Origin of the sequence: Leifsonia sp. NPDC102414 (genome assembly GCF_044765685.1) — a bacterium.
Taxonomy (GTDB): Bacteria; Actinomycetota; Actinomycetes; order Actinomycetales; family Microbacteriaceae; genus Leifsonia.
Genome location: NZ_JBIWKN010000004.1, coordinates 145,374 through 163,387 on the forward strand (window position 1 = coordinate 145,374; position 18,014 = coordinate 163,387).

General features: G+C 70.9%; 16 protein-coding genes. 6 read left to right on the forward strand and 10 right to left on the reverse strand.

Annotation, left to right across the window (positions count from 1 at the left end):
- Position 1: 1 nt before the first annotated feature.
- The gene (locus ACIRCZ_RS16075) at positions 2–4,795 is read right to left on the reverse strand and encodes a DEAD/DEAH box helicase (protein WP_402854787.1); all 4,794 of its coding nucleotides are present in this window, start codon (positions 4,793–4,795) and stop codon (positions 2–4) included.
- 74 nt (positions 4,796–4,869) lie between these two features.
- Entirely contained in the window at positions 4,870–5,520 is a 651-nt protein-coding gene (locus ACIRCZ_RS16080) for an alpha/beta hydrolase (protein ID WP_055894636.1), read from the reverse strand.
- Positions 5,521–5,638: 118 nt separating this feature from the next.
- Between ACIRCZ_RS16080 and ACIRCZ_RS16085 the strand changes: the two genes are divergently transcribed.
- A complete protein-coding gene (locus ACIRCZ_RS16085; RefSeq protein ID WP_055894637.1) occupies positions 5,639–6,214 on the forward strand; it encodes an NUDIX hydrolase family protein in 576 nt (191 codons plus the stop codon).
- Positions 6,215–6,289: 75 nt separating this feature from the next.
- The gene (locus tag ACIRCZ_RS16090; RefSeq protein ID WP_402854790.1) at positions 6,290–6,697 is read left to right on the forward strand and encodes a UBP-type zinc finger domain-containing protein; all 408 of its coding nucleotides are present in this window, start codon (positions 6,290–6,292) and stop codon (positions 6,695–6,697) included.
- A 40-nt stretch (positions 6,698–6,737) separates the two neighbouring features.
- On the opposite strand, the gene ACIRCZ_RS16095 is transcribed toward ACIRCZ_RS16090, so the two are convergent.
- The 4 genes from ACIRCZ_RS16095 to ACIRCZ_RS16110 form a co-directional block, all read right to left on the reverse strand.
- On the reverse strand, positions 6,738–7,559 hold the full coding sequence (locus tag ACIRCZ_RS16095; RefSeq protein ID WP_055894640.1) for an alpha/beta fold hydrolase: 822 nt from the start codon (positions 7,557–7,559) through the stop codon (positions 6,738–6,740).
- Positions 7,560–7,710: 151 nt separating this feature from the next.
- Positions 7,711–8,229, reverse strand: coding sequence for a GNAT family N-acetyltransferase (locus tag ACIRCZ_RS16100; protein ID WP_402854792.1), 519 nt, complete (start codon positions 8,227–8,229; stop codon positions 7,711–7,713).
- A gap of 33 nt (positions 8,230–8,262) precedes the next feature.
- Positions 8,263–8,835, reverse strand: a complete 573-nt coding sequence (locus ACIRCZ_RS16105; RefSeq protein WP_402854794.1) for a M15 family metallopeptidase — start codon at positions 8,833–8,835, stop codon at positions 8,263–8,265.
- A gap of 176 nt (positions 8,836–9,011) precedes the next feature.
- Positions 9,012–10,676 carry a DEAD/DEAH box helicase gene (locus tag ACIRCZ_RS16110; RefSeq protein WP_402854796.1) on the reverse strand — a complete coding sequence of 555 codons (1,665 nt, stop codon included), beginning with the start codon at positions 10,674–10,676 and terminating at the stop codon, positions 9,012–9,014.
- 276 nt (positions 10,677–10,952) lie between these two features.
- Between ACIRCZ_RS16110 and ACIRCZ_RS16115 the strand changes: the two genes are divergently transcribed.
- A complete protein-coding gene (locus ACIRCZ_RS16115; protein ID WP_402854798.1) occupies positions 10,953–13,175 on the forward strand; it encodes a HelD family protein in 2,223 nt (740 codons plus the stop codon).
- Positions 13,176–13,197: 22 nt separating this feature from the next.
- Here the strand turns inward: ACIRCZ_RS16115 and ACIRCZ_RS16120 are convergent, their stop codons facing one another.
- The 4 genes from ACIRCZ_RS16120 to ACIRCZ_RS16135 all read right to left on the reverse strand — a co-directional run bounded on the left by ACIRCZ_RS16120 (position 13,198) and on the right by ACIRCZ_RS16135 (position 16,268).
- Positions 13,198–13,857, reverse strand: coding sequence for a DUF1684 domain-containing protein (locus ACIRCZ_RS16120; protein WP_055894650.1), 660 nt, complete (start codon positions 13,855–13,857; stop codon positions 13,198–13,200).
- Positions 13,854–14,462: a hypothetical protein gene (locus tag ACIRCZ_RS16125; protein ID WP_235500457.1), complete on the reverse strand. Its 609-nt coding sequence runs from the start codon at positions 14,460–14,462 to the stop codon at positions 13,854–13,856. The genes ACIRCZ_RS16120 and ACIRCZ_RS16125 overlap by 4 nt, the downstream gene beginning before the upstream one ends.
- 78 nt (positions 14,463–14,540) lie before the next feature.
- On the reverse strand, positions 14,541–15,848 hold the full coding sequence (locus ACIRCZ_RS16130; protein WP_402854801.1) for an RNA polymerase sigma factor: 1,308 nt from the start codon (positions 15,846–15,848) through the stop codon (positions 14,541–14,543).
- 3 nt (positions 15,849–15,851) lie between these two features.
- Positions 15,852–16,268, reverse strand: coding sequence for a YciI family protein (locus tag ACIRCZ_RS16135; protein WP_055894651.1), 417 nt, complete (start codon positions 16,266–16,268; stop codon positions 15,852–15,854).
- A 232-nt stretch (positions 16,269–16,500) separates the two neighbouring features.
- Here ACIRCZ_RS16135 and ACIRCZ_RS16140 point away from each other — a divergent pair, with 232 nt between their 5' ends.
- Genes ACIRCZ_RS16140 through ACIRCZ_RS16150 form a run of 3 tightly spaced genes read left to right on the forward strand, consistent with a single transcriptional unit; the run spans position 16,501 to position 17,988 of the window.
- The gene (locus ACIRCZ_RS16140) at positions 16,501–17,001 is read left to right on the forward strand and encodes an EVE domain-containing protein (protein WP_235500458.1); all 501 of its coding nucleotides are present in this window, start codon (positions 16,501–16,503) and stop codon (positions 16,999–17,001) included.
- Positions 16,998–17,642 (forward strand): hypothetical protein, encoded by a 645-nt coding sequence (locus ACIRCZ_RS16145; RefSeq protein WP_402854804.1) that lies wholly within the window; start codon positions 16,998–17,000, stop codon positions 17,640–17,642. The genes ACIRCZ_RS16140 and ACIRCZ_RS16145 overlap by 4 nt, the downstream gene beginning before the upstream one ends.
- Positions 17,643–17,685: 43 nt before the next feature.
- The gene (locus tag ACIRCZ_RS16150; RefSeq protein ID WP_055894656.1) at positions 17,686–17,988 is read left to right on the forward strand and encodes a DUF427 domain-containing protein; all 303 of its coding nucleotides are present in this window, start codon (positions 17,686–17,688) and stop codon (positions 17,986–17,988) included.
- Positions 17,989–18,014: the final 26 nt, after the last annotated feature.

Below are 18,014 nucleotides of genomic sequence, written 5' to 3' on the forward strand. Positions count from 1 at the left end.
GTCACGACCGCAGCCGCAGCCCGCGCGGCGTCGGCAGGAAACCCGCCTCGCCGAGGGCGTCGCCGAGCGGGGTGCCGAGCACGAACGCCCCGTTCACCGTCTCGATCGCGAGCTTGTCGACGCGGCCGCGCGTGATCAGCCCCGCCAGAGCTCGGGAGGCAGCGAGCAGCACGGGACGCGCATCCGGCTGTTCCTGGTCGGCGAAGCACAGCAGGCTCTTGCCTCCGCGCTCGACGTAGATGGTCAGCGCGCCGTCGACCAGCGCGACCAGCGCGCCCGCCTTGCGCCCTGGCCGATGGCCGGTGCCTGCGTCTCCCGGCACGCCGGGCCACGGCAGCGCGGCCCCGTAGGCGTTGGCCGGGTCCGTCGAGGCCAGCGCGACGGCCTCGAGGGGAGCATCCTGCGTGTGGTCCCTGGCGAACGAGCGCAGCCTGTCCACGGTCGCTCCCGTCGCGAACTGTGCGCCGCCCAGGGTCTCGACGAAGTAGCCGCGTCGCGCCCGCCCCGTCTCCTCGAACCCGCTCAGCACCTTGTACGCCAGGGCGAAGCCGCCGGGGGAGCCCTCGTTCATCACCGAGCCGCGCGTGACGACGCCGTAGCGGTCGAGCAGCGTCTCCGCCTGCCCGTGCGCGCGCACCGTCGAGGTCAGGTCGCGCTCCGGAAGCAGCGACCAGCGACCGGCGACGGTCGGCGGGCCCATCCTGGTCACCATCGCGGAGCGGGCGGCGGTGCGCCCTCGGTAGAGGCGCGACCTCGGCGCCTGCTTCGGCCGTTTGTGGGCTCCGGATGCGCCGGTCATCGTGCGCAGCGGAGCGAGCGTGTCGTTGGTGATCCGCCCGTCCCACACCAGATCCCAGAGCGCGGTGACGAGCGCCGTGTCGTCGACCGGCGATCCAGCGGCGGCGCCGAGCGCGTCGGAGAGCTGCCGGAAGAAGTAGCCGCCGCCCAACCCGAGCGCGTCCAGGACGGCCCGCTGCAGTTCGTCCGTCTCGTGGTCGCCCTCCGGGGCGAGCGTGAGCGGCGCCGAGTCGGCGAGGTGGAGGCTGATCCAGCCGTCGCTGCCGGGCAGAGCGCCGTCTCCGGCCCAGATCACCTCGCCGGTCGCCGTCAGCTCGTCCAGCATGGCCGGACTGTAGTCGCTCACCCTGCTGGGCAGGATCAGCGACTCCCACGCCGAGGCCGGGATGCGCGCCCCGGCGAGCTGCTCGACCACCGACGCCACAGCATCCACGCCCCGCAGGGTTCCGCCGATGTGCTGCCAGTCGGGCAGGAACCGGGCGAACGTGACGGTGTCGACGGGCTCGACCTCGTGGCGGAGCGCTGCGAGGGACATGCGCCGCAGCCGGCGGAGCACCTCGGCGTCGCACCACTCTGAGCCGTGCGCGTGCGGACGGAACTCGCCGTCGACCACGCGCCTGTCGTGCGCCAGGCGGCGGAGCGCGTCGTGGACGATGGCGGTGCCGAGCCCGAACCGCTCCGCGACGTCCGCCGTGACGAACGGGCCGTGCGTGCGCGCGAACCGGCTGACCAGGTCGCCGAGCGGGTCGTCCACCGGCTCGATGAACGCGACGGGCACGCCGATCGGCAGCGGGACGCCGAGCGCGTCGCGCAGTCGACTGGCGTCCTCGATCGTGGCGAAGCGCTGCACACCGGCGATGTGCACGGAGAGCGCGCGCTTGGCGTCGACCAGTGCGGCGAGGTGAGCGGCCGCTGTCGCGACGTCGGCTGGGGGAGGGGACGGCGGCTCGTCGGCGGCGTCACCGGCACCGGCGGTCTCGGCAGCCGCGACCTCTGCTCCGACTACCTCTGCAGCGGCGACCGCTGCAGCGGCGACCGCTGCACCGGTTACCTCCGCCGCCGGAGCGCCCTGCAGCCGCTCTGCGACCTCCTCCGCAGACAGGGGTCCGAGCATCCTGAGCAGGTCGGCGACGCCCTCGATCCCGCGCACCCTGCGCTCGGGCGCGATCCGCTGCAGCTCGCGCTCCACGCGCTCGATCACGGCAGGGTCGAGCAGCTCGCGCAGCTCGGCGCGTCCGAGCAGCTCGGCGAGCAGTCCGGCGTCGAGCGACAGCGCGGCGGCGCGGCGCTCGGCGAGCGGGCTGTCTCCCTCGTACATGAACGCCGCGACGTACCCGAACAGCAGCGAGCGGGCGAACGGCGACGCGGACTCCGTGCTCGCCTCCACCAGCCGGATGCGGCGCTGAGCGATCTGCTGGGTCACGTCGTCGAGCGCCGGCAGGTCGTAGACGTCCTGCAGGCACTCGCGCACCGTCTCGAGGATGATCGGGAAGCTCGGATACTTGCGCGCCACATCCAGCAGCTGCGACGCCTTCTGCCGTTGCTGCCAGAGCGGAGACCGCTTGCCGGGGTTGTACTTGGGCAGCAGCAGCGCCCTGGCCGCGCACTCGCGGAAGCGGGCGGCGAACAGGGCGGAGCCGCCGACCTCCTCGGTGACCAGCGCATCCAGCTCCTGCGGCTCGAACACGAACAGCTCGGCGCCCGGCGGCTGGGATTCCGTGTCGGGAATACGAACGATGATGCCGTCGTCCGCCGCCATCGCCCCTCCGTCGATGCCGTACCGGTCGCGCACCCGCGACTGCACCGCCAGCGCCCACGGGGAGTGCACCTGCATTCCGTACGGGGAATGCAGGACAACGCGCCAGTCGCCGAGTTCGTCGCGGAAGCGCTCGACCACCAGCGTGCGATCGGTCGGCACGTGCCCCGTGGCGGTCTTCTGCTCCTTCAGGAAGGCGAGCAGGTTGCCGGTGGCCCAGTTGTCGAGCCCCGCCTCCACGCAGCGCAGTTCGGCGTCCGCGTCGGACGCGCTGCTCACCTCGCGCACGAACTCGCCGACGGCGCGACCGAGCTCCGCCGGCCGCCCGAGCCCGTCGCCCTTCCAGAACGGCAGCCGCCCAGGCTCCCCGAACGCTGGTGTCACGAGAACCCTGTCGTGCGTGATCTCCTGGATGCGCCAGCTCGTCGATCCGAGCGCGAACACGTCTCCGACGCGCGACTCGTAGACCATCTCCTCGTCGAGCTCGCCGACCCTGCTGGCCTTCTCGCCCACCATGTACACGCCGAACAGGCCGCGGTCCGGGATCGTTCCGCCGCTCGTCACCGCCAGCCGTTGCGCTCCTGGACGGCCGGTGAGGGTTCCGGCATCCCTGTCCCAGACGATGCGCGGCCGCAGCTCCGCGAACTCGTCGGACGGGTAGCGTCCGGCGAGCAGGTCGAGCGTGGCGTCGTACGCGCTGCGCGGCAGGGTGGCGAACGGCGCGCTGCGGCGGACGGTGTCGAACCACTCGTCGGCGTCGATCGGTTCGAGCGCCGTCGCCGCGACGGTCTGCTGCGCCAGGATGTCGAGCGGGTTCGCCGGGACCCGCAGTGTCTCGATCAGGCCGGAGGTCATCCGCTCGCTGGCGACGGCCGAGTGGATGAGGTCGGCCCTGTGCTTGGGGAACACCACGCCGCGCGACACCTCGCCCACCTGGTGTCCGGCGCGACCGACCCGCTGCAGCCCGCTCGCGACGGACGGCGGGGACTCCACCTGCACCACGAGGTCGACGGCGCCCATGTCGATGCCGAGTTCCAGGCTCGACGTCGCGACGACGCAGCGCAGCCGCCCCGCCTTGAGGTCGTCCTCGATGATGGCGCGCTGTTCCTTGCTGACAGACCCGTGGTGCGCGCGGGCGAGCACGAGCGAGCCAGGCTCGTCGGCGAGAGCTTCCTGCTGGCCACGCGATCCGCTGGTCTGGCCGGACGCGCCCGCCAGCTCGGCAGGCGGCCGGGTCTGCGGCACGAAGCCGTCCGGCATCCCGGCGTCTCGACCGCCCAGGATGCGCTCCTCGTAGATCTCGTTGAGACGTGCTGTCAGTCGTTCGGCGAGGCGACGGGAGTTGGCGAACACGATCGACGACCGGTGTTCCAGCACCCTGTCGACGATGGCCTCCTCGACGTGCGGCCAGATCGAACCGGCCTGCGGGGCGGAGCCGTCGTCGTTGTCGCTCGCGAACGTCGACGTGCCGAGCTCGCTCATGTCCTCGACGGGGACCACGACGCGCAGATCGAACCGTTTGCCGGACGGAGGCGCGACCACCTCCACAGGCGAGCGCCCGCCGAGGAAGCGGGCGACCTCCTCCGGCGGCCGGACCGTGGCGGAGAGCCCGATCCGCTGCGCCGGGGTGGTGAGCATCGCATCCAGTCGTTCGAGCGACAGGGCGAGGTGGGCGCCGCGCTTGGTGGCCGCGACGGCGTGCACCTCGTCGATGATGATCGTCTCGACGCCGGCCAGCGTCTCGCGCGCCGCCGAGGTGAGCATGAGGAACAGCGACTCCGGCGTGGTGATCAGGATGTCCGGCGGAGTGGAGACGAGTGCGCGACGGTCGGCGGAGGTGGTGTCTCCCGAGCGCACGCCGACCGTGACGTGCGGCGGCTCGGCCCCGAGCCGCTTGGCGGTCTGCGTGACGCCGACGAGCGGAGCGCGGAGGTTGCGCTCCACGTCGACGCCGAGCGCCTTCAGCGGTGAGATGTAGAGGACGCGGGTGCCGCGTTTGGCTGGGCCGGGCGTGCCCTTCGATGCTGTGCCATCGGCCGCGCGGTCGGCGGCGGCCAGCCTGTCGATCGCCCAGAGAAACGCTGCGAGCGTCTTGCCGGAGCCCGTCGGCGCGATGACGAGCGCGTGCCTGCCGCGGGAGATCGCATCCCACGCCCCGATCTGGGCGGGCGTCGGCGCGTCGAAGGCCCCGCTGAACCACTCACGGGTGGCGGGGGAGAACCGTTCGAGCACGTCGCTCATCCCTCCATCCAACACCCGACCGCCGACATCGTGGACCGCCGACGTGGACTGTCCGAACCAATGGATGCGCGCGGTCAGCCCCGCAGGACGCTCCGGATGAACGCGGACACGTCCGCCAGCTCCGCCGACGAGATGTTGTGCCCCATCCCCTCGTAGATGCGCGCATCCAGGGTCGAGTGCTCCGGCAGCCAGTCGGAGGTGCGGTCGACGGCGTCGGACGAGATCACCTCATCGAGGGTGCCGCGCCCCCAGAACACAGGGACTCGGGTATCGGTGAGCTCCGCATCCCCCGCCTGCTCGCCGTGGACGACGAAGCCGGAGAGCTGAACGGCGTACTCGAAGCGCTCCGGCGCGAGCCGGAGGAGCTGCAGCGCGAGCGCCCCTCCCTGGGAGAAGCCGAGCAGCCCCGTCGGGGTCTGCGGCTGCTCGTCGAGCCAGTCGAGAACGGCGAGGGCGGCGGCGTCCGCGTTCGCGGCGAGCGGGTCGCCAGGCACGTTCGTGTAGCGCGAGAACCACGCGAACCCCTGGCCCTCGGGGATCGGTGCGCGCACAGAGGCGATCACGGGCTCGAGCGGCAGGTAGGCGGAGATGCCGAACAGGTCGGCCTCGTCCGAGGCGTAGCCGTGCAGGAGGACGAGCAGCGGGCGGCCGGCTCTGTCGCGCTCCGACGCGGACCACAGCACCGCGTCCCTGTCGATGCGGAGTTCCGGGGTCGGGAATGGCATCCTTCATTCTGGCGTGATCGCACGCGCGATTCCTCCATAGCGCGGCGATCTCGTGCCTTTTCCACAGCATCCGGCTGCGTGGGTGTCTGTGCATCGTGCGACTCCGTAGGATCGGTGCATGAGCGTGCGCACCCCAGACCCGACACCTGATCCGCTGCCGGACGATGGCCGGCAGCATGGGCCGGCCTGGCTGAGCGACATCGAGCTGGAGCAGGTGCGTCGCCGCCTCCCTCTGCTCTACGTGGAGGCCGTGCCCGTGCGCGTCGACGGGCTCGGGCAGGTCACAGAGCTCGGAGTGCTGCTGCGCGCCAACGCGGTGGGGGAGATGACCCGCACCCTGGTGTCCGGCCGCGTGATGTACGGGGAGACGCTGCGCGAGGCGCTGTTCCGGCACCTGGAGAAGGACCTCGGGCCGATGGCGTTCCCGCAGCTCCCTGCCAGCCCCATCCCGTTCCAGGTGGCGGAGTACTTCCCGATGCCGGGCGTTACGCCGTTCACGGACGACCGGCAGCACGCGGTGTCTCTGGCGTACGTCGTACCCGTCACGGGCACCTGCGAGCCGCGGCAGGATGCGCTCGAACTCACCTGGATGACCCCGGAGGAGGCGATGTCTCCCACGGTGTCCGAGGAGATGGAGGGCGGCAGGGGAGTGCTGCTCAAGGCCGCGCTTGCCTCGGTGGGGCGCATCGTCTAGAGCGGGACGGCGTCGAGAGCGGGCAGCGTCGAGAGCGGGCAGCGTCAAGAGCGGAACAGAGCGAAGGGATGCAGCATGAGCGACAGCCACGGCACGAGGGACGATCACGACGGCAGCGGCGGCTTTCAAGCCATCGACCAGAGCGTTCCGCCGTCCGGCACGGGATGCGTGGAGTGCGACCGCGACGGCAGCTGGTGGGTGCACCTCCGCCGCTGCGCAGCCTGCGGGCACATCGGCTGCTGCGACGATTCGATCAACCGCCACGCCACCGCGCACGCTGAGCAGACCGGACACAGGATCATCCAGAGCTTCGAGCCTGGCGAGGACTGGTTCTGGGACTACACAGAGCAGCGGTTCGTCTCCGGCCCGCGGCTCGCGCCGCCGGACAGCAGGCCGGCGTCCCAGCCGGTCCCCGGCCCCGCGGGCCGGGTGCCGGAGAACTGGCTGGAGATCGTTCAGTCGCAGGACGGGCCGCACACCTGACCTGTGCCGCGCCGACCGGCACAGGTCAGCGCGGCGGGACTCACCCGGCGATGAACGCCAGGATGTCCTTGTCGAGGGCCTCCTGGTACGCGCCGTAGATGCCGTGCGGGGCGCCGGGGTACACCTTCAGCGTGCCGTGCGCCACCAGGTCGATCGCCTTGTGCGCAGCGTCGGCGATCGGCACGATCTGGTCGTCGTCGCCCTGCGCGATCAGGATGGGGACGTCGAGCGCCTTCAGGTCGTCGGTGAAATCGGTCTCCGAGAACGCCTTGACGCAGTCGTACGCGGCGGTCAGGCCGACGAGCATCCCCTGGCGCCAGAAGTCGTATGTCGCTCCGTTCGACACCTGCGCTCCGTCGCGGTTCCCTCCGTAGAACGGGATCGCCAGGTCGAGGTAGAACTGCGACCGGTCCTTCAGCACACCGGCACGGATCTCGTCGAACGCCTCGATCGGGGTGCCGTCCGGGTTGCTGTCCGACTTGACCATGATCGGCGGCACGGCCCCCGCGGTGATGACCTTCACCACCCTGCCGACTCCGTGCTGCGCAGCGTAGCGGACGACTTCGCCCCCACCGGTCGAGTGCCCGATCACGACGAGGTCGTGCAGATCGAGCTGCTCGACCAGCTCGGCGAGGTCACGGGCGTACGTGTCCATGTCGTTGCCCGTGTACGGCTGGGACGAGCGCCCGTGTCCGCGGCGGTCGTGGGCGATGGCGCGGTAGCCGTTGTCGGCGAGGAGCTTGAGCTCGACCTGCCAGGCGTCGGAGCTGAGCGGCCAGCCGTGGCTGAGGACGACCGGCTGCCCCTCGCCCTGGTCGGTGTAGTAGATCTGGGTTCCGTCTGACGTGGTGATGTACGGCATGTGCGCTCTCCTTGGGTTCGGTGCTGTGCGAACTCGCTGCAGGACGACGGCGACGGTGCTGCCAGCTCCGACGATACGACCGGATGCGCGCAGAGGGATAGGGCGATTCGCGAGAATTCGGCCGTCGTTCGCCTGACGGTTCTCTGGCGCCTCAGGCGCGCGTGGAGTACAGGGCGCAGGTCACGTCGTAGTAGCGGTCACTGAGACCGTGGGCGTGCATCCCGAGTCGCAGGCACACGCCCTGCGAGGCGACGTTGTCCGGCGCGGTGACGGCGACCACCTCGTCGATGCCGGAGTCGAGCGCGTGACGCAGCACGACCGCCGCCGCCTCTGTCGCGTAGCCCTGCCCCCAGGCGTCGGGGTGGAAATGCCAGCCGATCTCGGTGTCGTCCCGTTCGACGCCGACGGATGCGGGGATCGCTTTGAGCAGGACGGTGCCGACCTGCGCACCCGTATCCCGCTCGACGATCACCCAGTAGCCGTGCACCGGATGCTCGTGGCCGCGCAGGCGTTCGATCAGGGCGACAGCCTGCGCCGGGTCCGTCAGCACCTTCGGCTCACGGCCGATGTAGCGCTGCACCTCCCACCGGGAGTAGAGATCGAACGCGAAGTCGCCGTCAGCGGCCTCCCATCCGCGGAGGGCGAGGCGGTCGGTCTCGAAGGTGCGCATTGCACGATTATCGCTCGGGATGCGGGTGCTGCGTCAGCCGGCGGTCCCGTCCGTGAGCTGCGCGGGGCACTCCCCAGACCCGTCACCGAGCAGCTCGAAGTGCCATGCCTCGTTCGCGTACACCTGGCAGAGTCCGTACTCCGCGCCGAAACGGCTGAGCCAGTCCATCGCGTCCGCCGTGGCGATGTCGACGGCATCGCCACGGAGGTGCTTCGACTGGTCGCCGCTTTTCACCCACTTGCTCGCCTCCTCCTCGCTGCCGTACTTCGTGACGGCCTGGTCGAAGAGGTACTGCTGGTAGCGCTCGCTGCGCCAGCCGTCGGTGAGGGTGAAGGCGACGTCGCGGTCGGCGGCGTCCTCTGCGGCGCGGTCGAGCGCATCCCGGAGCTGAGGGTCGAGCTTCGTGACGGCTGGCACATCGTCGGTCAGCGCAACGGTCTCGCCGACCGGGATGTAGCCGTCGTCCGGCCCGAGCTCCGAGGGGTTCGTGACCGGCGGCACGGATCCCAGGCCGGCTGCCGTGCCAGGACCTGCGGACGTGCATCCGGCGATCGTGGCGGCCAGCGCGACGGCGGCGAGTGTGGTGATGATGGTTCTCCGGTTCACGGGGTCCTTTCGGGTCGGCTTCCAGCCTCTCCCGCGTCCGGTCCGCCCCGAGTCGGCCCAGGGATGCAACCCTGTCCGTCGTGGGGATGACCCCGGTAAACGAACAAAGCCCAGCCTTCTCAGTGGACCTCAGGACCGCGAGAAGGCTGGGCTCGATCCAAGCCTGTTGCGGGTGATCAGCCGCGGGCGCGGCGCGTGCCGTTGCCGCGCTGCGTGCTGCCGCCGACGAGACTGCCGACGCGCAGGCCGCCGCCGTTGCCGCTACGCTGGCCGCCGCCGGAGCGCTGGCCGCCGGATGCGCTGCCGGAACGCTGTCCGCCAGACGCGCCGGCGCCCGACCCGTGGGAGGTCGTGGCCGCTGCGCCGCGTGCGCCGGCGGCGCGCCCTGAACGGTCGCGGCGCGGACGCCCGGCCTCGCCGGATGCGCTGCGCTGGCCGTCACGGACCTGGCCGTCGCGACCGCGTCCACCGTCGCCGCGTCCAGCGTCGCTGCCGCGCGCTGCGTCGCCGCCGCGTCCTCCGCGACCACGACCGCCGCCGCGTCCAGCGCGCTCGCCGTCGGCTCCGCCGTCGCGCTGCGCACGCTTGCGCTGCGCGTTCGCGCCCTGGGACTGACCGCCGCCGCGCTGCTGCTGCACGGCCTCCTTCGGAGAGGGCTTCACGTACGCGGCCGTCTCACCGACGAGGGTGACGACCGCGGCAGAATCTGCGGTGACCGTCTGCGGGGAGACGTCGATGGCCGCCTTGCGGAGCAGCGTCTTCACGTCGGACTTCTGCGACGACAGCATCACCGTCACCACGTCGCCGGAGCTTCCTGCCCGGGCGGTGCGGCCGGAGCGGTGCAGGTATGCCTTGTGCTCCATCGGCGGGTCGACGTGCACGACCAGCTCGACGTTGTCGACGTGCACACCGCGGGCGGCGACATCGGTGGCCACCAGCACGCGCACATCCCCTGCGCCGAACGCGGCGAGGTTGCGGTCGCGGGCGACCTGCGACAGGTTGCCGTGCAGGTCGACGGCCGGGATGCCGGAGGCGGTGAGCTGCTTGGCGAGCTTCTTCGCGTGGTGCTTGGTCCTGGTGAACAGGATGCGGCGGCTCGCGCCGGAGGCGAGCTTCTCGACCAGGTCCTTCTTGGCTTCGAGGGAGTCGACCTCGAAGACGTGGTGGGTCATCGCATCCACGTGGCTGGTGGCGTCGTCGACCGAGTGCAGCACCTCATTGCTGAGGAACTTCTTGACGATCTTGTCGACGCCGTTGTCCAGGGTCGCCGAGAACAGCAGGCGCTGGCCACCGGTCGGCGTCTTGTCCAGGATGCGCGTGACGACCGGCAGGAAGCCGAGGTCGGCCATGTGGTCGGCCTCGTCGAGCACGGTGATCTCCACGGCGTCGAGCGAGACGAAGCCCTGCTTCATCAGGTCTTCGAGGCGTCCGGGGCAGGCGACGACGATGTCGACGCCGTCCTTGAGCGCCGCCACCTGGCGCTGCTGGGAGACACCGCCGAAGATCGTGGTGGTCTTCAGGCCGTACGCGTCGGCGAGCGGCTGCATCGTGGCGGAGATCTGGGTGGCGAGCTCGCGGGTCGGTGCGAGCACCAGGCCGAGCGGGCGGCCGGAGCGGCGCTTGCCGCCGGCGAGCTTGGTGCCGAGGCGCGCAGCCATGGGCAGCGCGAACGCGATGGTCTTGCCGGAGCCGGTCTTGCCGCGGCCGAGGACGTCGCGTCCGGCCAGGGTGTCAGGCAGGGTGTCGGCCTGGATGGGGAACGGCTCCATCTTGCCGTCTGCCGTGAGCACGGCGACGAGCGGAGCTGGCACGCCGAGACCGGCGAAAGTGTTCTGAGACAAAGGTGGTGCCTTTCGGGCATCAGGACCCCGGGCATCCATGCGATGCGGGTTCGGGGCAGTAGTGGCGAAGGTGCCGAGCGGCACGATCGTTCGCCGTAGAAAGTGACGCAGGCGGGGCTGCTGCCCGGCGCTGTGCGTGGTGCGTTCTGCGACGCAGGGAGTCCGACACGGACTCGCAAGTACTGAAAGCCTACCTGACCAGCCTGGGAATCACGCACAGGCGACTTCTCGGCTGGAGGAAGTAGACTTTCGGCCCGAATCGAGAGGGTGGTCTGCGTGCAGGAATCGGAACTCGAACGTGAGCGCGCCGTGGTCTCCGGACTGTATGAGCGATTGGATGCGCTTCGTGCAGAAACCGAGGATCGACTCACTCGGGTGCGGCGTGAGAGCGTGGGGAGCAACCATCAGGCGCGCAGCGAACGGGATGCGTTCGCCCGCCTCTACGAGGACCAGCTGACCCAGCTCCGGGAGGTCGACTCCCGCCTGGTCTTCGGCAGGCTGCTGCTCGACCAGCCGGTCGACGGCTCCGCCCACCGCTACATCGGCCGCATCGGGCTGCGCGACGACGACCAGCGTTCGCTGCTGGTCGACTGGCGCGCCCAGCAGGCGAGCGCGTTCTATCAGGCGACGGCGAGCGAGCGCATGGGCGTCCGCGCCAGGCGGCATTTGACGATGACCGGCCGCGAGGTCGTGCGCGTCGACGACGAGGTGTTCGACGAGACCCTGCTCGACGGCGATGGGGCAGACCGCGAGCAGGTGCAGGGCGAGGGTGCTCTGCTCGCGGCCCTCACCGCGCAGCGCACCGGCCGGATGCACGACATCGTCGCCACGATCCAGGCCGAGCAGGACCGCATCATCCGCTCCGACCTCCGCGGCGCGCTCGTGGTGCAGGGCGGCCCAGGCACGGGCAAGACCGCCGTGGCGCTGCATCGCGCCGCGTTCCTGCTGTACGCGAACCGGCAGCGGCTGAGCGCATCCGGTGTGCTGGTCGTCGGCCCGTCGACGGCGTTCCTGCGCTACATCGAGGCGGTGCTCCCTTCGCTCGGCGAGACGGGCGTCGTGCTGCGCACGCTCGGCGGCATCTATCCCGGTGTGGATGCGGTCGGCGACGACGAACCGGAGGCGGCGAAGCTGAAGGGCTCATCGCAGATGGTGCGGCTGCTGTCGCGCGCTGTGCGCTCGCGGCAGAAGGCGCCGGACGCCGAGCAGGTGGTCGTGGTCGACAACGAGCGGCTGACGGTGCAGCCGGAGCTGATCCAGCGCGCGATCGCCCGCGCCCAGCGCACGGGCAAGCCGCACAACGTGGCGAGGGTCACGTTCGTGCGCCACGCGCTCGGCGAGCTGGTCGACCAGCTCGCGGCGCAGCTCCGTGCAGGAGGGTCGACCATCGACGAGGCCGATCTGAAGGTGCTGCACGAAGACCTGCGCACGTCGTACGACGTGCGCGTGCTGCTCAATACGGCCTGGCTGCCACTCACCCCCGAGAAGTTCCTCCAGGATCTGTACGCGCGTCCTGCCTGGCTCGCTGAGCTGACCACGCGCTGGTCGGATGCGCAGCGCGCCGCGCTGTTCCGCGAGCGCAGCGCGCCGTTCACGGTGTCGGACATCCCGCTGCTGGACGAGGCGGCGGACCTGCTCGGCGACTTTCCCGGACGACCGGACAACAGCGCGAGGGAGCGGGAACGGCAGCGCAAGCGCGACATCGAGAACGCGAAGGCCGCGATCCGCAACATGGGCGTGAAGGGGCTCGTCAACGCCGAGCAGCTGGCTGACGGTTTCGCCGAACGCGAGGACACGGGCACCACGGCGGAGCGTGCGGCGGCCGACCGGTTGTGGACGTACGGGCACGTGGTGGTGGACGAGGCGCAGGAGCTCTCGCCGATGCAGTGGAGGATGCTGGTGCGCCGCTGCCCGATGAAGTCGTTCACGATCGTCGGCGACATCGCCCAGGTGGCGTCGGCATCCGGCGCGACGAGCTGGGCGGACGCGCTGCAGCCGTCCTTCAGGGACGCCTGGCGTCTGGAGGAGTTGACGGTCAACTACCGCACGCCTGCCCAGATCACCAGGGAGGCGGAGCACCTGGCGACGAAGGCCGGTCTGCCGATCACTCCGACGCGGGCCGTGCGCGAGGGCGACTGGCCCATCCGCAGGGTCTCCGCGGCGGCCCACCTGCTCCCGGATGCGGTGGCGGACGCTGTCGGCCACGACCGCGGCATCGACGCGGCAGGCACGGTGGCGGTGATCGCGACATCGGCGACAGTGGATGCGGTGGCAGCGGCGGTCACGAACCGCTTCGGCGACCAGGCGGCACGGGGAGCGGCCGGCCTGTCGAAGCCGATCGCGGTGCTGACCGGCTACGAGGCGAAGGGCCTCGAATTCGACGCGGTGGTGCTTGCCGATCCTGACGCGCTGGCGGGGGAGTCTCCGCGCGGTGCGGCGTCGCTGTACGTGGCGATGACCCGCCCGACCCAGCGGCTCACGATGGTGACCAGGGCGTAGCAGGCGGCGTCGCCCTTCGCGGTCAGTGCTCGGCGTTGTAGCGCTCGCCGACGGGGACCTCGACGGGGAGTGTGTTGCCCGCCTGCGCGAGCGGGCACGCCCAGGCCGGGTCGTATGCGCAGGACGGGTTGTACGCGAAGTTGAAGTCGAGGACGAGCGTCGCCTCGTCGTCCGCGTCGATGCCGAGATCGGCGCCCTTCACGGTGTCGATCAGGTAGCGCCCTCCGCCGTACGTGCCGCCCGGCTTTCCGGCGAGGGCGTCTTTCACCGGCACGAAGATCCCACCGCCGTACGACGCGAGCCGCCACACGTCGAGGGATCCGACGAACGGCACGTGCACGGCACCGAGAAGGTCGAACGGGACGACGCCGTCCGTGCCGGTCTCGACGTCCATCCGTCGAGCGTCCGTCGCGGGGATGATCGGCAGTTCGTACCGCCAGTCCGGGTCGTACGCGACCACGGGCAGCCCGGTGAACGTGTCCCTGTCCTCGGGGAGCAGCGGTGTGGCCGGGTGGGAGGAGAACAGGTCGTTGCGGCAGGAGATCCAGTGCGCGTGCGCCGTCGCAGGGTCCGTCGCCGCCATCCGCCGCACGGATGCGTACATCCCGAACACCCGCCGCCGCCAGTCCGCCGTCTGCACAGCGGTCACGGCCCTGGCCGCCTGCGGTGTCTCGATCGTCATGGCTGTTCCTCCTGCTCGCTCCCCGGATGCTCCGGACCATCATCATCTCGCGCGTCGACGTCTGCGGCCCCGGCATCGTGCATCGGCGGGTCGTACGCCCACGTCGGCGCGAGCTGACGCAGCCGCACCCCGCGCCACTGCCAGAACGCCCACATGGTGTACCACGCGACCGGCGTGAGGACGCCGGCCTTCACGATGAGCTGATCCCGGTAGAGGGTGCGCAGCCTGCCGTCGGCGTCCGGACCGGCTGGGTCCGGTGCGATCGCCATCCGGTGGTCGAGGTGGGGGATGGCCGAGAGCAGCCCGCCCGTTCCGCCCCCGCTGTCCCGCAGGATGCGGACGCGCCCGCCGCTCGCCACGCGCAGCGGCTCGCGCACCTCGCTGGCGCTCAGCCTGATCGCCTGCGTGCCGACCGTGAACGCCCCGAACGCCCGCACGGCCACGCGGTGCTCACCCGTTCCCCACACGGTGGGGAACCCCGTCGGCTCGTCAGACCGGAAGTCCACCCAGGGCAGAGAGACCTCGCGGAACGCCGTCGGGCTCTGCAGTGCGCGCCACGCAGCATCGGGATCGCAGTCGAGGAGAAACTTCAGGAGGACCCTCATCCCCCCAGTGTCGCGCATCCAGAGCCCGTCAGCACTCCGCTGTTCCCGTCAGCACGCTGGAGCTCGCCGCAGCTCCCGTCAGCATTCCTCGGCCCTGGCGAGCAGCAGCGCGCGCTCCCGCTCGTTCCCCGTGAGAGCCGCGGCCCGCTCGAACTCCTGCTTGGCCTCCGCCCTCCGCCCGAGCCGGAAGAGCAGGTCCGCCCGCACGGTGGGGAGCAGGTGGTAGCTGCCAAGCGCCCCGTCGATCACCAGCTGGTCGACAACGTCGAGTCCTGCCTCCGGCCCGTACGCCATCGACAGCGCCACGGCCCTGTTCAATTCGACGACCGCGTTCGGCTGCAGCTCCGAGAGCGCGCTGTAGATCGCGACGATCTCCTCCCAGTCCGTGGCGTCCGCGGTCGGAGCCGTCGCGTGGCAGGCCGCGATGGCCGCCTGCAGGGCGTACGGACCGCGCCCCCTGTCCAGCCGTTCCGACCGACGCAACGCGTCGACGCCGCGGCTGATCAGGATGCGGTCCCAGCGCGACCTGTCCTGGTCCTGCAGCAGCACGGGCTCTCCAGTCGGGGTGGTGCGTGCGCCGAGCCTGGACGCCTGGAACTCCATGAGCGCGACCAGCCCGTGAACCTCCGGCTCTCGCGGGGTCAGCTCGGCGAGCACCCGGCCGAGGCGAAGCGCCTCCTGGCAGAGGCTCGGCCGCATCCAGTCGTCCCCTGCCGTCGCCGAGTATCCCTCGTTGAAGATCAGGTAGATCACTTCGAGGACCGAGCCGAGCCTGGCGGGGAACTCGGACCTGTCCGGCACCTCGAACGGCACCCGAGCCGCGCTCAGCGTGCGTTTGGCGCGCACGATCCGCTGCGCGATCGTGGGCGGCGGCACGAGGAAGGCGCGGGCGATCTCCTCGGTCGAGAGCCCGCCGAGGAGCTTGAGCGTGAGCGCGACCCTCGACGGCTTGGTGAGCACGGGGTGGCAGGAGATGAAGACGAGCCGGAGCAGGTCGTCGTCGATGGTCTCCTCCGCGAGCGTGGCAGGATCGTCAGCCCCACGCTCGGTCTCTAGGTCGTGGGCGAGCTGGGCGTACCGGTCGCCCAGGCGCTCCTGGCGTCGCCAGCCGTCGATCGCCCTGCGCTTGGCGACCGCCGTGAGCCACGCACCGGCGTTGCGTGGCACGCCGGATTCCGGCCACTGCTCGAGCGCGGCGACCAGCGCATCCTGAGCCAGTTCCTCCGCCAGCCCGACGTCGCCCACCAGCCGGGTGAGCACGGCCACCAGCTTGCCGGACTCGATCCTCCACACCGCCTCGACCGTGCGGAGCGCGTCGTCACGCGCCGTCCCGCCTGCCGCGGCCGGCGCTCCGTCTCCGTCCAGCGTTCTGCCCCCGTCCGTCATCCGCTATGCCGTCCGCGGCTCGCCGCCGGCCTCGCGCCAGGCTTTCTCCTTCTGCACGTACACGTTGTCCTGATCGAACTCGGCGATGTCGACCACCTTGCGCACCTGCACGCTGCCGGTGGTCAGCGGGATACGCCGTGCCCACTCCAGCGCTTCCTCCCTGCTGGAGACCTGGATGATCCAGAACCCGGCGATGAGCTCCTTGCTCTCGGTGAACGGGCCGTCGACGACCGTGCGCTCGTCGCCCGCGTACTCGATGCGTGCGCCCTCCGAGCTGGGGTGGAGACCCTCGCCGGCGAGGATCACGCCCGCTTTGACGAGTTCGTCGTTGTACGCGCCCATGGCGTTGAGGTCGTCCTCGCTCGGGGTGCCGCCCGCCTCGGTGTTCTCGTCCGCGCTGAGGATGAGCATGTACTTCATGGTGTCCCTTTCGTTTCTCCGGCGCATCCGCGTCGGTTCCGGCGGCCTGTTCCGCCCTCTACCTCCACGTCGAACGACCTGGCCAGGAATCGACATCGGCGGGGGTTTTCTTCCGTGCCAGTCTCGCGGGACCGTCCCCTGTGCGTCGAGCGCACCCGGGAAACTGGGGATAACTCGACGGCTGGCGCGGCGGGGGAGGAGCGCTGACGGGGGCGTGCGCTACAACTGGAACATGGCGATCCGCTATTGGCTGGGTGTGGTGCAGCAGGACCACGTGCTGCGGGGTGTCGCCGCGGGCATCGCCCAGGTCAACCACGGAGCCAAGGCGCCGCTCGAACGCATGCACCAGGCGGACGGTTTCGTCTACTACTCGCCCAAGACCGCCTTCCCGGACGGCGAGCCGCTCAAGCAGTTCACCGCCATCGGCCGCATCGCCGACGACGAGATCTACCAGACCACCCAGGGCCCGTCGATGCGGGGACCGGCCGCCGACTTCAAGCCGTGGCGCCGCCGCGTCGAGTGGGAGCACGACGCAGAGGCCACACCCATCCGCCCGCTGCTTCCCGTGCTCGACTTCACCAGGGACAAGCCGGACTGGGGCTATCAGCTCCGTCGCGGGCTCATCGAGATCACCCGCCACGACTTCGAGCTGATCCGCCGCCAGATGCGCCGCCCGTCACCGGACGACCCACACGCGAAACCGCTCGGCCGCCGGGCTACGATGTCCCGGTGACCGAGCTCGCGACCCCATCCACCGCATCCACCGAACCGGCCATCAGCCCCGCCCACGCGCAGGCCAAGTATCAGATCCGATTCGACTGGGCAGCGGACGGCGCGACCGCCGTCGCCTCCGACGCCGACATCGTGATCTGGGTCGACGTCCTCCCGCCGGCGACGGCGGCGGGCGCGGCGCCCGCCGCCGCACCCGCCGCCGCACCCACCCTGGATGCACTCCCACCACTCCCCGACGCCGCCTCCGTGATCCTCGGCGGCCTCACCACCGCCTCCGCCGTCGCCGCCTGGGTGCTGGCCGAGCAGGTCAGGCTCGGACGACGCGCGATGGTCTCGATCGTCGCCGCGGGAGGGACCACCACCTCGGGCGCCGTGCGATTCGCCGTCGAGGATCAGCTCGCCGCCGGGGCGATCGTGGATGCACTCGCCGGCGTCGGCATCGACTACAGCTCGCCGGAGGCCGCTGCAGCGTGTGCAGCGTTCACCGGCCTGCGCGGCGCGGTCGCGCACCTGCTGACGGCGTCCGCCTCCGGTCAGGAGCACGTCGCCGCCGGACGCACCCCGGCCGACATCGCCCCACTCGGGCGCCTCGACAGCGAGACGGCTGTGACGGTGCTCCGAGGGCGGCCGGCCGCGGAATGATCCAGCAGGACACCGTGTTCGGCTCATCAGGAGGTTTGATCCCATGAAAGCTGTTCTGAACGACACCGTGATCGCCGAGGCTCCGGAATCCGAGCTGATCCGCATCGAGGGCAATTGGTATTTCCCGCCGGCGAGCGTCAACGCCGACCTGCTGGTTCCGAGCGACACTCCGTACACCTGTCCGTGGAAGGGCGAGTGCCAGTACTTCTCCGTGAAGGACGGCGACTCCCTGCTGCAGGACCGCGCGTGGAGCTACCCGACGCCGTACCCGAGCTCGTTCGAGCGGGTCGGTTCGGACTTCAGCAACTACGTCGCGTTCTGGAAGGACGTGCAGGTCGTCGACTGACGACACGGCGCATCCAGCGCAGCACG